The organism is Pseudomonas sp. SWRI50, from assembly GCF_014269095.1.
In the GTDB taxonomy this organism is placed as follows: domain Bacteria; phylum Pseudomonadota; class Gammaproteobacteria; order Pseudomonadales; family Pseudomonadaceae; genus Aquipseudomonas; species Aquipseudomonas kermanshahensis.
On the sequence record NZ_JABWRW010000011.1, the window covers coordinates 126,157 to 139,866 of the forward strand.

The 13,710-nt window shown below is 60.1% G+C and carries 13 protein-coding genes; all 13 read left to right on the forward strand.

All coding sequences use genetic code 11. The annotated features are described in order from the left end of the window. The first annotated feature begins 554 nt into the window (after positions 1–554). The 13 genes from HU750_RS14165 (at position 555) to HU750_RS14225 (ending at position 13,703) form a co-directional block, all read left to right on the forward strand. Positions 555–1,169 (forward strand): TetR/AcrR family transcriptional regulator, encoded by a 615-nt coding sequence (locus HU750_RS14165; RefSeq protein WP_186680707.1) that lies wholly within the window; start codon positions 555–557, stop codon positions 1,167–1,169. Positions 1,170–1,249: 80 nt separating this feature from the next. After that, entirely contained in the window at positions 1,250–2,353 is a 1,104-nt protein-coding gene (locus HU750_RS14170) for an efflux RND transporter periplasmic adaptor subunit (RefSeq protein ID WP_186680630.1), read from the forward strand. Beyond that, the gene (locus HU750_RS14175) at positions 2,350–5,442 is read left to right on the forward strand and encodes an efflux RND transporter permease subunit (protein ID WP_186680632.1); all 3,093 of its coding nucleotides are present in this window, start codon (positions 2,350–2,352) and stop codon (positions 5,440–5,442) included. The genes HU750_RS14170 and HU750_RS14175 overlap by 4 nt, the downstream gene beginning before the upstream one ends. 65 nt (positions 5,443–5,507) lie before the next feature. Continuing rightward, the gene (fabF, locus tag HU750_RS14180; protein WP_186680635.1) at positions 5,508–6,800 is read left to right on the forward strand and encodes a beta-ketoacyl-ACP synthase II; all 1,293 of its coding nucleotides are present in this window, start codon (positions 5,508–5,510) and stop codon (positions 6,798–6,800) included. A gap of 32 nt (positions 6,801–6,832) precedes the next feature. Further along, positions 6,833–8,038, forward strand: a complete 1,206-nt coding sequence (locus HU750_RS14185) for a Bcr/CflA family efflux MFS transporter (RefSeq protein WP_186680710.1) — start codon at positions 6,833–6,835, stop codon at positions 8,036–8,038. A 210-nt stretch (positions 8,039–8,248) separates the two neighbouring features. Continuing rightward, positions 8,249–8,776, forward strand: coding sequence for a DUF3455 domain-containing protein (locus HU750_RS14190; RefSeq protein ID WP_186680638.1), 528 nt, complete (start codon positions 8,249–8,251; stop codon positions 8,774–8,776). A gap of 103 nt (positions 8,777–8,879) precedes the next feature. Then, entirely contained in the window at positions 8,880–9,428 is a 549-nt protein-coding gene (locus HU750_RS14195) for a sigma-70 family RNA polymerase sigma factor (protein ID WP_186680641.1), read from the forward strand. After that, the gene (locus HU750_RS14200) at positions 9,425–10,123 is read left to right on the forward strand and encodes an anti-sigma factor (RefSeq protein ID WP_186680644.1); all 699 of its coding nucleotides are present in this window, start codon (positions 9,425–9,427) and stop codon (positions 10,121–10,123) included. Before HU750_RS14195 ends, HU750_RS14200 begins: the two co-directional genes overlap by 4 nt. Positions 10,124–10,458: 335 nt before the next feature. Next, positions 10,459–11,052: a GNAT family N-acetyltransferase gene (locus tag HU750_RS14205; RefSeq protein ID WP_225874380.1), complete on the forward strand. Its 594-nt coding sequence runs from the start codon at positions 10,459–10,461 to the stop codon at positions 11,050–11,052. After that, a complete protein-coding gene (locus HU750_RS14210; RefSeq protein ID WP_186680647.1) occupies positions 11,049–11,408 on the forward strand; it encodes a cupin domain-containing protein in 360 nt (119 codons plus the stop codon). The genes HU750_RS14205 and HU750_RS14210 overlap by 4 nt, the downstream gene beginning before the upstream one ends. 284 nt (positions 11,409–11,692) lie before the next feature. Then, complete coding sequence (locus tag HU750_RS27575) at positions 11,693–11,893, forward strand: hypothetical protein (RefSeq protein WP_514132423.1); 201 nt, start codon at positions 11,693–11,695, stop codon at positions 11,891–11,893. 113 nt (positions 11,894–12,006) lie between these two features. Then, positions 12,007–12,894 carry a LysR substrate-binding domain-containing protein gene (locus tag HU750_RS14220; RefSeq protein WP_186680712.1) on the forward strand — a complete coding sequence of 296 codons (888 nt, stop codon included), beginning with the start codon at positions 12,007–12,009 and terminating at the stop codon, positions 12,892–12,894. Between the two features lie 104 nt (positions 12,895–12,998). Then, positions 12,999–13,703 (forward strand): SDR family oxidoreductase, encoded by a 705-nt coding sequence (locus HU750_RS14225; RefSeq protein WP_186680650.1) that lies wholly within the window; start codon positions 12,999–13,001, stop codon positions 13,701–13,703. Positions 13,704–13,710: the final 7 nt, after the last annotated feature.

Sequence of the window (13,710 nt, forward strand, 5' to 3'; positions counted from 1 at the left end):
GTCGAAAGCAGACGATCGTGAATGGCCGTTATCGACCCCAAGCTGCCAGTCGTGCCTGAGGTGATCTTTGTGGGAGCGGGTTTACCCGCGAACACGTGCGAAGCCCGTGCCATCCTTCGCGTTGCCTGCTTTGGGGGTAACCCCGCACACAGGGTTCGCGCCGGCCTCGGAAAATGAGCAATAGCAGTACTTTCGCAATGGTAGCTATGGTCCGGTTAGCGCCTCTGCGTCGAACTGACCATCCTTGTCCTCCCTCACAAGGAGGACAAGCCATGAATACAACTCGACCTGCAGCCATCAGCCTTGGAACAAAGGAAAATTGGTCGGGCAAACAGCTCCGCTCCGACTGAAAGACATCTGGGCCATTCGGGTAAGGCTTCAAATCGCAAAGGCCGGATACATCAAGCCCACCCCGCTACCAGGCTTGTGCTTACCACGAGAGCAAGAATACGGGACGCAGGCATGACGTATCTCTAGAGCTAATACAGGTAGTGACCATGATGTATATTAGTCACAATCTGTCAATCAGTTCGCCACGGAGTTAAGCTTTGGTCATGAATGAAGATATGAACACCTCGACCCTACGTGGCCCGCTGGATCATGAGATCCGCGACCAGATCATCAACGCGGCGACGCAGCATTTCGGCCATTACGGTTACGAAAAGACCACCGTCTCGGACCTCGCCAAGGCGATCGGTTTCTCCAAGGCCTACATCTATAAATTCTTCGATTCCAAGCAGGCCATCGGCGGGGTGATATGCAGCAATCGCCTGGCCCTGATCATGCAAATCGTCGAAGCCGCCATTGCCGAGGCGCCGACCGCATCCGAGAAAGTAAGGCGCCTATTTCGCTCGATTTCCGAGGCTGGCAGCGATCTGTTCTTCCACGATCGCAAGCTTTACGACATCGCCGCCGTCGCTTCGCGCGACCTGTGGCCGTCGGTCAAGACTCATGAGCTGAGTATCCGCGAGCTTATCCAACAGATTGTCCTCGAAGGCCGACAGTCTGGGGAGTTCGAGCGCAAAACACCCCTGGATGAGGCCGTCAATGCAATCTTTTTGATCCTGCGCCCCTACGTCAACGCGGCTCAATTGCAGTACAACCTCGATTCAGCACCTGAGGCCGTCGTACTTCTGCCGGCACTAATATTGCGCAGCCTGGCACCTTAGTTATTGGCTTGTGACCATTGACAGAAATGGTCACCAGAATAAGAATGTGGTTCCTATCTAGCTCTTGAGTAACGGAACCCATGCGCCTCAAGCTCGCCACCTTTGCCTTTTTACTGCCTACCGTCCTGGTGGCGTGTGGAGAGTCGTCAGTCGACCAAGACCCCCGCAACAAGCCGCCGTTGATCAGGGCGGCCACGGTCCAGCAGTCGTCCGAGACGGGCCGTTCATTCACTGGCGTAGTGGTCGCACGTACCCAGAGTGATCTGGGCTTTCGGGTATCGGGCAAGATCCTCGAGCGTTTGGTTGACACTGGGGAAACGGTCACGCGCGGCCAGCCGTTGATGCGCCTCGATCCCGTCGACCTGCAACTACAGGCGCGTGCGCAGCAGGAGACGGTCGCTTCCGCTAGGGCGCTGGCCAAGCAGACGGCTGATGACGAGGCGCGTTATCGCGTGCTTGTAGCCGCCGGCGCGGTATCGGCGTCGCGCTATGATCAGATCAAGGCCGCCGCCAACTCCGCCAAGGCTCAGCTCAGCGCTGCCCAGGCTCAGGCTGATGTGGCGCGCAATGCCATGGGCTACGCGGTGTTGTTGGCTGACGCCAATGGGGTGGTGATGGACACTCTGGCAGAGCCCGGCCAAGTGGTCAGTGCCGGCCAACCGGTGGTCCGATTGGCGCGGGCGGGGCAGCGCGAAGCTGTCGTGCACCTTCCTGAAACCCTGCGCCCGACGCCGGGCTCCACAGCTCAAGCTACCTTGTATGGCAATAGCGGCGCTGCCGTAGCAGCCAAGCTGCGCTTGCTCTCTGAGGCTGCCGATGCCACCACCCGAACCTTCGAAGCCCGGTATGTGCTTGACGGCGCGTTGGCGAGCGCGCCGCTCGGCTCCACCATTACCCTGAACATCGCAGAGGACAAGAGCGCCACTCAGCTGCTGCAGGTACCTATCGCCGCGCTCTACGATCCAGGCAATGGCACAGGGGTGTGGGCAATTGCTGGCGAGCCGGCGAAAGTCTCTTGGCGCCCCGTTCAGGTAATAGGTATCAGTGATGATACGGCGCGTGTCGCTGGTAAGCTCAGGGCTGGCGAGCAAGTAGTGGCCCTAGGCCCCCACCTGTTGCGTGATGGTCAGGAAGTACGGCTTGCCCAAGTGGCTGTCACACCGGTAGCCGGGAGTCAGCGATGAGCAAGGGGCGTTTCAACCTGTCCGCCCTCGCGGTTCGCGAGCGCTCTATCACACTGTTCTTGATTTTGCTGATCGCGGTGGCCGGAACGCTGGCGTTCTTCCAGTTGGGTCGTGCCGAGGATCCGCCGTTTACCGTCAAGCAGATGACCATTATCACTGCATGGCCAGGCGCTACCGCCCTGGAAATGCAGGATCAGGTCGCCGAGCCGTTGGAAAAGCGCATGCAGGAACTGAAGTGGTACGACCGCAGCGAAACTTACACTCGCGCGGGGTTGGCATTCACTGTGGTGTCGTTGCGCGACAGCACCCCGCCGTCGCAGGTCCAGGAAGAGTTCTACCAGGCCCGCAAGAAGCTGGGTGATGAAGCCAAAACGTTGCCTGCCGGCGTTATCGGGCCGATGATCAATGACGAGTTCTCCGATGTGACCTTCGCGGTGTATGCCCTGAAGGCCAAGGGTGAACCACAGCGCCAGCTGGTGCGTGACGCCGAATCGCTGCGTCAGCGGCTGCTGCATGTGCCAGGGGTCAAGAAGGTCAACATCATCGGCGAACAGGCCGAGCGCATCTTCGTGTCGTTCTCCCATGACCGGCTGGCAACCCTGGGTGTGACGCCGCAGGATCTTTTTGCTGCACTCAATAGCCAGAACGCCCTGACGCCCGCCGGTTCGGTGGATACCAACGGACCGCAGGTCGTCATGCGCCTGGATGGTGCCTTCGACAAACTGGCAAAGATCCGCGAGACACCGATTGCCGTACAGGGTCGTACGCTGAAGCTTGCTGACGTGGCAGCTGTGGAGCGCGGCTACGAGGACCCGGCCACCTTCCTGGTACGCAACGATGGCGAGCCCGCTTTGCTGCTCGGTGTGATCATGCGCGAGGGCTGGAACGGGCTTGACCTCGGCGAGGCGCTAGAGGCAGAAACCGCGAGTATCAACGACGCCATGCCGCTAGGCATGACGCTCAGCAAAGTCACCGATCAGGCCGTCAATATCGCCTCGTCCGTTGATGAGTTCATGATCAAGTTCTTTGTCGCGTTGCTGGTGGTCATGCTGGTCTGCTTTGTCAGCATGGGCTGGCGCGTCGGCGTCGTGGTTGCCGCTGCCGTGCCGCTGACGCTGGCCATCGTCTTTGTGGTGATGGCCGCCACGGGCAAGAACTTCGACCGTATTACCCTGGGCTCGCTTATCCTCGCATTGGGCCTGTTGGTAGACGACGCCATCATCGCCATCGAAATGATGGTGGTGAAGATGGAGGAGGGCTACGACCGCTTCAAGGCATCGGCCTATGCCTGGAGCCACACCGCCGCGCCAATGCTCTCCGGTACGCTGGTCACCGCCATCGGCTTCATGCCCAACGGCTTTGCCCAGTCCACGGCGGGGGAGTACACCAGCAACATGTTCTGGATTGTCGGCATTGCCCTGATCGCCTCATGGGTGGTGGCAGTGGCGTTTACCCCCTACCTGGGCGTGAAGTTGTTGCCCGATATCAAGCAGGTCGAGAGCGGCCATGCGGCCATCTACAACACCCGCCACTACAACCGTTTTCGCGCGTTGCTGGCGCGGGTCATCGCCCTTAAATGGCTGGTGGCTGGGACGGTCATCACCTTGTTCGTGGTTTCGGTACTGGGTATGGGGTTGGTAAAGAAGCAGTTCTTCCCGACGTCCGACCGCCCCGAAGTGCTGGTCGAAGTGCAAATGCCGTACGGCACCTCCATCGAGCAGACCAACGCCACGGCGGTGAAGGTTGAGTCATGGCTGCGCGAGCAGGAAGAAGCGAAGATCGTGACCTCCTATGTAGGGCAAGGCCCACCCCGCTTCTTCCTGGCCATGGCGCCGGAGCTGCCCGATCCGTCGTTTGCCAAGATCGTGGTGCTGACGGATAGCCAGGAGGCCCGTGAGGCCCTCAAGCTGCGTATACGAGAGGCCGCCTCCGAAGGGCTGGCGCCCGAGGCCAAGGTGCGCGTCACGCAACTGGTCTTCGGCCCGTACTCGCCTTATCCTGTGGCCTATCGGGTGATGGGGCCAGACCCGATGCAACTGCGCGAAATCGCCACTCGTGTGCAGGGCGTTTTGCAAGCCAGCCCGATGATGAGAACCGTGAACAGCGACTGGGGCCCTCAGGTGCCAACGCTGCATTTCTCGCTGGATCAGGATCGCCTGCAGGCCGTAGGCCTGACCTCTAACGCAGTCGCCCAGCAGCTGCAGTTCCTGCTCAACGGCGTACCGATCACCACGGTGCGCGAAGACATTCGCTCGGTGCAGGTGGTCGGCCGGGCAGCGGGGGATATCCGTCTCGATCCGTCGAAGATCGAGGGTTTCACACTGGTTGGCTCAGCCGGTCAGCGCATTCCGCTGTCGCAGATCGGCGAGGTCGATGTGCGCATGGAAGATCCGATTCTGCGCCGTCGTGACCGCACACCGACCATCACCGTACGGGGTGATATTGCCGAAGCGCTGCAGCCGCCAGACGTCTCGGCAGCCGTATGGAAAGACCTGCAGCCGATCATCGAAACCTTGCCAACTGGCTTTCGCATCGAAATGGCCGGCTCTATCGAGGAATCGGGTAAGGCCAGCCAGGCGATTCTGCCGCTACTGCCGATCATGATCGCCCTGACGCTGCTGATCATCATCCTGCAAGTACGCTCGATCTCGGCGATGTTCATGGTGTTTTTCACCTCGCCGCTGGGTTTGATTGGCGTGGTGCCGGTGCTTCTCCTGTTCCATCAACCGTTTGGCATCAACGCACTGGTCGGGCTGATTGCACTGTCAGGGATCCTGATGCGCAACACGCTGATCCTGATCGGGCAGATCCATCACAACGAGAAAGAGGGCCTGGCCCCATTCAATGCGGTGGTCGAAGCCACCGTACAGCGCGCCCGCCCCGTGTTGCTGACGGCACTGGCAGCGATTCTCGCCTTCATTCCACTGACGCACTCGGTGTTCTGGGGAACCCTGGCTTATACCCTCATCGGCGGCACCTTTGTCGGCACCATCATGACCCTGGTGTTTCTGCCGGCGATGTACTCCATCTGGTTCAAGATCCGCCCCAGCCGCCTCGGCGATGATTCGAGCGTCACGGCGAAAGCCTGACGCAGCTCCCGGCCACGCGTTCTCCTGCGGCCAGGGAGAACGCCGACCGACAAAGAGAGGTTCCAATGAGTAACGTTCAGCAGCAGAGACGCATTGTGGTAACCGGTACTGGCATCGTCGGGCCGCTGGGCTGTGGTGTGAATGAAGTGTGGCGCCGCCTGCTGGCCGGGCGCTCGGGCATTCGCACATTGCCTGCGCACATCACCGAAGGCACAGGCGTGACGGTGGGAGGACAAGTGCTCACGCTCGAGGAAGACGCGCTGGCGGGCTATCAACCCGAACAGATCATCGCGCCGAAAGAACGCAAAAAAATGGACCGCTTTATCGAGTTTGCGCTGATTGCCGCTCATGAAGCGCTGGAGCAGGCAGGCTGGCACCCGGGCAGCGAAGCCGAGCAGGCACGAACCGCAACCGTCATCGCGTCCGGCGTGGGCGGGTTCGGTGCCATGGCAGAGGCCGTGCGCACGACCGACTCACGCGGGCCGCGCAGGCTGTCGCCGTTCACCGCCCCCTCATTCCTGGCCAACATGGCAGCAGGGCATGTGTCCATTCGCAATGGCTTCAAAGGTCCGCTTGGCGCGCCCGTTACCGCCTGCGCCGCGGGTGTTCAGGCGATTGGCGATGCCGCGCGCCTTATCAGAAGCGGTGAGGCCGATATCGCCATCTGCGGCGGTACGGAAGCGGCTATCGACCGCGTGACCCTGGGCTGCTTTGCGGCGGCGCGCGCGTTGTCTACCGGTTTCGCCCAGAACCCGCAGCAGGCCTCGCGCCCGTTTGATCGTGACCGTGACGGTTTCGTGATGGCCGAAGGTGCCGGGCTGCTGGTGATCGAATCACTGGAACACGCCCTAGCGCGTGGCGCCACACCGCTGGCCGAACTGGTGGGCTATGGCACCAGTGCCGATGCCTATCACCTCACCGCCGGGCCCGAGGACGGCAGCGGTGCCCTGCGCGCCATGCAACAAGCGCTGCGACAGGCGGGCCTGAGCCCATGTGATGTGCAGCACATCAACGCCCACGCTACCTCTACCCAGGTTGGCGACAAGGGCGAGCTGACAGCTATTCAGGCGCTGTTTGGCGCCGACGCAGGCGTGGCGATCAGCTCGACCAAATCCGCCACCGGTCACTTGCTTGGCGCTGCCGGCGGCATTGAAGCGATCTTCACGGTGCTGGCGCTGCGCGATCAGATCGTGCCGCCGACACTGAACCTGAACAACCCCGACGAGGCAGCGGCGGGTCTCGATCTGGTTGCGTTCAGCGCGCGTAAAATGTCGATCACCCATGCGCTCTCCAATGGTTTCGGTTTTGGCGGCGTGAATGCCAGTGTGTTGTTCCGCCGCTGGGAGGCAACGCCGTGAGCAGGCAGCACCAGGCCGCGAGCGACAGCGTGATGCCTACAGAGACCAGCACGCCGCTGACCGGCAAAATCGTGGCTTTACTGGCTGCGCTTTCGGCGATCAGCATTTTGTCCACCAACATCATCCTTCCTGCGTTTCCGGACATTGGCCAGCAGCTAGGCGTATCGTCCCGCGAGCTGGGCCTGACGCTTTCCAGCTTCTTCATCACCTTTGCGCTCGCGCAATTGGTGGTTGGGCCGCTGGCGGATCATTTCGGCCGCATGCGGCTCGTGCTCGGCGGTCTCTGGCTTTTCGTAGCAGGCACATTGGTCGCAGGCTTTGCCGGCTCACTGGATATGCTGATCGCCGGGCGAGTCATCCAGGCGCTGGGCGCTTGCGCTGCCGCCGTGCTGGCCCGCGCCATTGCACGCGACCTGTTCGAAGGCCAAACCCTGGCGCGAGCATTGTCGCTGACCATGATCGCCACCGCGACAGCCCCCGGTTTCTCACCGCTGCTCGGCAGCCTGCTGACAACAACGCTGGGGTGGCGAGCGATTTTCGTGATGGTTGGCGTTGCTGCTGTTGTCATCGCGTTTTTCTATGCACGTGGACTTGGCGAAACGCTGCCGCCTGAGCGTCGTACCCCACAATCGGTAACGCAGGTAGTGGTCGCCTACTGGCGGCTGATCGCTGATGAACGCTTCATCCTTCCGGGTACTGCAGTGAGCTTGCTTATGAGTGGGTTGTTCGCATCCTTCGCAGCCGCACCCGCGATTCTGATGAGCGGTATGGGTTTGTCATCCTTGCAGGCAGGGTTGTACTTCGCTGTCACAGTCTTCGTGGTATTCGCTGCCGGCATGGCCGCGCCGCCCCTGGCACGCCGTTTTGGCAGCCGCACGGTCGCTACCCTGGGTCTGACCACCGCAATGCTAGCCGGCTGCCTTCTGCTGGTCGGGCCGAGCGATCCAGGCCTTGGTTGGTACTCGCTGTCGATGGCGAGTTTTCTCTGGGGTATGGGTCTGGCCAACCCTCTGGGTACGGCCATCACCATGGAGCCATTCGGCAAGCAGGCGGGGCTTGCGTCGGCATTGTTTGGCTTTATGACCATGGGTGCTGCAGCGATCACAACTTGGCTGGTATCGATTCTGCAGTACCCGCCTGTGTCGAGCTTAGGCGTTATTCAGACGTCGGTTTGCTTAGTGGCGCTGTTATTGTTCTTTTCGGGTAACCACATCGAAAGACAGACTACGAGACCCTGAGTCTCAATAAAAAAATCCAGTTGCGTGCTGCAGACTGCTTTGGGCCGATAGTCAACCTGGGCCAACGGCAGCTTTGGGTCGTTAGCTGTCGGTCCCGATGGGCGAAACCAGTTTTTTACCCATTCAGTGCATCCAGTCCGGCCGTTGGCGGGTATTGCTTATGGGCGGCCTGTGACTGCCCAGCCAAATGACCTGTCAGGAGCACTACCCATGAGCCTCAAACCCTCCGTCTGCCTGCTCGCCTGCTGCCTCGCCCTGGCGCTGCAACCCGCTCACGCCCAAACCGCGCTGCCAGATGCGGTCAAGGTCCCCGATGGTCATCGCGTCTTGCTCGAGACCGTCGGCGTCGGCGAGATCACCTACGAGTGCCGCGATAAGGCCAACACCCCCGGCCAGACCGAATGGACATTCGTAGGCCCCAAGGCCGCGCTCAATGACCGTGCCGGCAGACAGGTGGGCGACTACTTCGGCCCACCCGCCACATGGCAGGCCAAGGACGGATCAAAAGTCACCGGCACCCAGGTGGCGGTGGCACCTGCAGACAAGGGCGCTATACCTTATCAACTGGTCAAGGCCAACCTGGCCGAAGGCAAAGGCGCCATGCAGAGCGTCAGCTACATTCAGCGCCTGGCCACCCGCGGCGGCGTGGCGCCGGCAAGCGACTGTACGGCGCAGAACAAAGGTGCTAGGCAGGTCGTCAAGTACCAGGCCGACTATGTGTTCTGGACAGCCAAGTAAGACGCACTTGAGCAGACGCCTTGCAATCGTTCATCTATGCTCGTTGGCAAGCCCCCGGCTGGATGGCCGGGGTACCTTGCATGACACAAGGAAGCTGCACACGTTGAACTCGCCTGTCGCCCCCTTCGACTTCCACCGCTGCCTGGAGGCCTGCGCACAGGGTGACCGGCGTGCCCTGCAGGCGCTTTACGACCACGAAGGCGCGCGCCTGCTGGGCGTTGCCCGGCGCATTGCGCGTGACGACGCCAGCGCAGAAGACATTGTCCACGATGCCTTTATCCGTATCTGGACCCGCTCCGCCAGCTTCGACCCCGCACGCGGCTCTGCGCGCGGCTGGATCTACAGCATCACCCGACACCTGGCACTGAATTCGATCCGCGATTCACGCCGTGAAACCGTGCTGGACGAAGCCGATATGGATACGACGCCCACATTGCAGGGGGGATTCGATGACGTTGACCTCTGGTCAGGGTCGGCGAAGATCTACCGTTGCCTTGAAAAACTGCAGCCTGCACCACAGCGTTGCATCCTGCACGCCTATGTGGACGGCTGCAGCCACGCCGAAATCGCCGGGCTGCTGGGGGCGCCATTGGGCACCGTCAAAGCCTGGATCAAGCGCAGCCTCAAGGCATTGCGGGAGTGCCTGGAATGAAGCCGGATACTGCCGAGGAACTGGACAGCCTCGCCGGCGAGTTCGTGCTGGGAACCCTGTCGCCACAGCAACACGCCTCAGTGACCGAGCGCCTGGTCAGCGACTCGGCTTTGCGCGCCGCAGTGAATGCCTGGGAAGCACGTTTGCTGGAGCTGACCGCGCTGGCTGCGCCGCAACCACCAAGCGCCCGCCTGTGGGGCCGCATCCAGCGCAGCCTGAATGAACTGGCCGCACCTGCCGCACAACAGCGAGTTAAATGGTGGCGACGCCTCGGCCTGTGGCAAGGGCTGAGTGCTGCGGGGCTGGCTGCAAGCGCGGTCCTGGCGTTTACATTGCTTACTGCGCCCCCGCCGACCACCCAATTCGTGGTGGTATTGGTGGCGCCGAACAGCCAAACCGCCGGCTGGGTGGTGCAGACCAGCGATAGCCGCATGATAGAGCTGATCCCGCTTGGCCAGGATGCTGTCCCCGAAGGCATGGCCCTTCAGTTCTGGACCAAGGGCGAACAGTGGCAAGCACCGGTTTCACTGGGCCTGGTCAAACCCGGGGAGCCCTATCGTGTTCCGCTACAGAGCCTGCCACCGCTAGAGGCCAACCAATTGTTCGAACTGACACTGGAGAAATCTGGCGGTTCGCCTACCGGGCTGCCTACGGGGCCGGTGAAGTTCATTGGGCGCGCGGTAAAAGTGATTTGACCAAAAAGGTTTGCAACCGTTGACCGCTTTGGGTCGGTAGCTGCCATTCGTGCAATACGACCCTATACAGAGGCAACCTGCTCTGATTCTGGCCATCCCTCATAGAAGTACACGTCGCCCCGCTTCTCGCCTCACCACCTCCGGCAATTCCACGATCGAATCCAAGGCCTGAGCAATTAGACGGCCACCTGCCTTTGAGCATGTGAAGCGTCGCATGCCGTGCTGACAGTGTTCGCCCAGAGCATGATGGGAACCGTTGAACCCGCCTAACCTGCCTCCCTTTCAAAGGCGTAATCCTTGAAAACTAACCACCCGATTCCATGGGAGCGCTGTACATGCCTATCGACTTCAGACCCGCTCAAGCCTCAGACGCACAAGATATTGCACGCTTCTTTCAACTGACATCGGAGGGCATGGCCGATTACATATGGAGCAAGCTTGCCGCACCAGGACAAGCATTGCTGAGTGTCGGTACGTCTCGCTATGCCAGGGAACAGGGCGACTTTTCCTATAAGAACTGCCTGATGGCCATTTTCGAAGGGCGCGTCATCGGCATGATGCATAGCTATGCCTTGCGCGAGACCCCTGACAGGCCTGTCGAGACAGACCCGGTTCTCGCGCCTTATGCCGACATGGAAATACCCGACACCTTATACATATCCAGCCTGGCCCTGGATGAGGCCTGGCGCAGCCAAGGGCTGGGTGTCCAGTTTCTTCGCCATGCTCAGCAACGCGCTGAGGACTCTGGCCTGGATGGGCTATGCCTGATCGATTATGCAGAAAACCACGGTGCACGCCGCTTCTACGAACGTCACGGTTTTCACATTGTTAAAACCTGCCAGATCGTTCCGCACCCGATGCTGAGCGTAACCGGTGAAGCCTATTTGATGTATCGCCCTACCCACAACGTGCTTGAGAAAAGACCATGAACAAGAAACTGACCGTGTTCCGCGAACTGGATATCCAACCGGTGCGCGACCTTCCTTTTTTTGAAGAGGTCGTGGAAGGCAGCCCGCATACGCTGACGTCCAAGTATTATCACGATGAACAGCACGGTCGCATTTCCGGAGAATGGGAAGCCAGCACCGGAGCGTGGCGCATCGACTACAAAGTTTGGGAGTTCTGCCACGTGCTGAGTGGACGGTGCGTCATCGAGCTTGAGGGTTGCGCCCCCATCACACTGGCCGCTGGCGACACGTTCATTATCGAACCGGGCGCCAAGGGCAAATGGACCGTACTGGAAAACATGAAAAAGAACTTCGTGATCCTCTTGCCCGGGAACTAGCACCGGGTGGCGTTCATCGAGCGCAGCGCAAAGCCAGTTTGCATGCTTGCCTGCTGGCGGCGCTCGAATGTTCTTCGGCAGGCCACAACAGCTCTGTACCTCATGGCTGCGCAGTCGCGCGTATAAATAAGGCGTCAGTTGGCGCAAGCCACAATATCTGGCGCAGTGCCGGGAAATACTGGGGCTTATCGAACATGCCGAGACTCGCCTGACGGACTCCGTAAAACGGCCACAGGGGCGAGAGCGTGGTTTCGGAGCATCTGCGAGAAGGGCAGTTGGTCGAAGTGCTTGCTGACTGGCAGCCCGCCACGGTGCCTGTGCACCTGCTATACCCGCATCAGCGCTTTCTTTCGCCAGCCGTGAGCGCATTCGCTGACTGGATCGCCGGGCTCGTTTGCGACAGCGATTCAGCCAGCATGCCAACCAATGTGCCGGCAACGGAGAGTGCGGCTGTGAATTACACTGCCACAGGTTCCTTTTCCTGATGCTTCGACGTAGCCTCTAAAACTGCGATTACACGCAAACCGTAGAAATGGCTATCGCCTTTCATCCTCCCAAAGCGGCATTTAATCCCTCGCTTGCCAGTAGAAAAAACACTATGAACGGACATACCTTGTTGCCTCCCCTTAACGCGCTCAGGGTTTTCGAGGTGGTGGCCCGTCATCTGAATTTTCGGCTGGCTGCCGACGAGCTAGGTGTCACTCAGGCCGCTGTGGCACAGCAGATACGAGGGCTTGAGACGAGCCTTGCGTTGAAGTTATTTGAACGGTTGCCTAGAGGGCTGCGCTTAACGGAACCCGGGAAGGGCTACAGCTTGGCAGTTCGTGAGGCATTCGCCTTGATCACTACGGCCACGCAAGCCCTCAAGCCAGTGGGGCTGGAGCTGACGGTCAGCGTCACGCCTACTTTTGCGGCGAAGTGGCTAATCCCTCGGCTGTCCTCGTTCTCAGTTGCGCACCCTCAGATCGATCTGCAAGTACTTGCCACTGACCGCATTTCGCAATTTCGGCCTGGTGGAGCTGACATCGCTGTCCGCTACGGACGTGCACCTTTCGAGAATATGCTCAATGCCGAGCTTTTTCTGACTGAACGTATAGTTGCGGTGGCTAGCCCGGTATTGCTTGAACAACTGGGTCGGCCAGAGAGCGTGGAAAAACTGCAGGCATACACCTTGCTGCATGACGCTCACAGTTTCTGGCCTGAGTTCATAGATCAGGCCTTCCAGAGCCCCATCCGCCAGCCCTCTAAAAATGTGCGGTTCAACCAGACAGTACTTGCGATCGAGGCTGCAGCAGCAGGACAAGGGCTGGCATTGGCCAGCTACCACTTCGTCAAAGCAGACCTAGAGGCAGGAAGGTTAGCGCTGGCGATGGCGCATCAAATGAGCTTGGACAAAGCCTATTATCTGGTCTGGCCGCGAAACGCTCACCAGCCGGCGGCCCTGGAAACCGTCCGAACGTGGCTACTTGAACAGGCGAGGCTATAGATTATCTACTGGCAGGAAGAAGGGTTGTTGTCTCTCTGAGACGTGCTGAGCGGTGCTAGTCTCATTTCACCAACAACCCGTCCAGGCCTCACTTAGGGGGATGTATGTCAGTAGAAAAAGTAGCAATAGTCACTGCCGGTGGTAGCGGCATGGGAGCGGCGGCAGCTCGCAGATTGGCTGCCGACGGCTTCAAGGTCGGTATTCTCTCTTCATCTGGCAAAGGCGAGGCCCTGGCGCAAGCGTTAGGCGGTATTGGCGTCACCGGCAGTAACCAGTCAAATGAAGATCTGCAGCGCCTAGTCGACGCAGTCATTCAGAAATGGGGCCGTATCGATGTGCTGGTTAACAGCGCCGGCCATGGTCCGCGGGCACCGATTCTTGAGATCAGCGACGAAGACTGGCACCAGGGTATGGAGACCTACCTGCTCAACGTCATTCGCCCGGCGCGGCTGGTGACCCCGTACATGCAGCGCCAGAAAGGTGGTGCAATCATCAACATTTCTACTGCATGGGCATTCGAGCCAAGCGAACTCTTCCCTACCTCGGCAGTGTTCCGTGCCGGTTTGGCGTCGTTCAGCAAAATCTATGCGGACAAATACGCCGCTGACAACATTCGCATTAATAACGTGCTGCCTGGTTGGATCGACAGTCTCCCTGCTACCGAACAGCGTCGAGAAGGTGTGCCGCTTAAGCGCTATGGCACCAGTGAGGAGATTGCCGCCACTGTCGCCTTCCTGGCGAGCGAAGGGGCAGCCTACATTACCGGCCAGAACATCAAGGTCGATGGCGGCCTTACACGCAGCGTCTGAGTGCCTC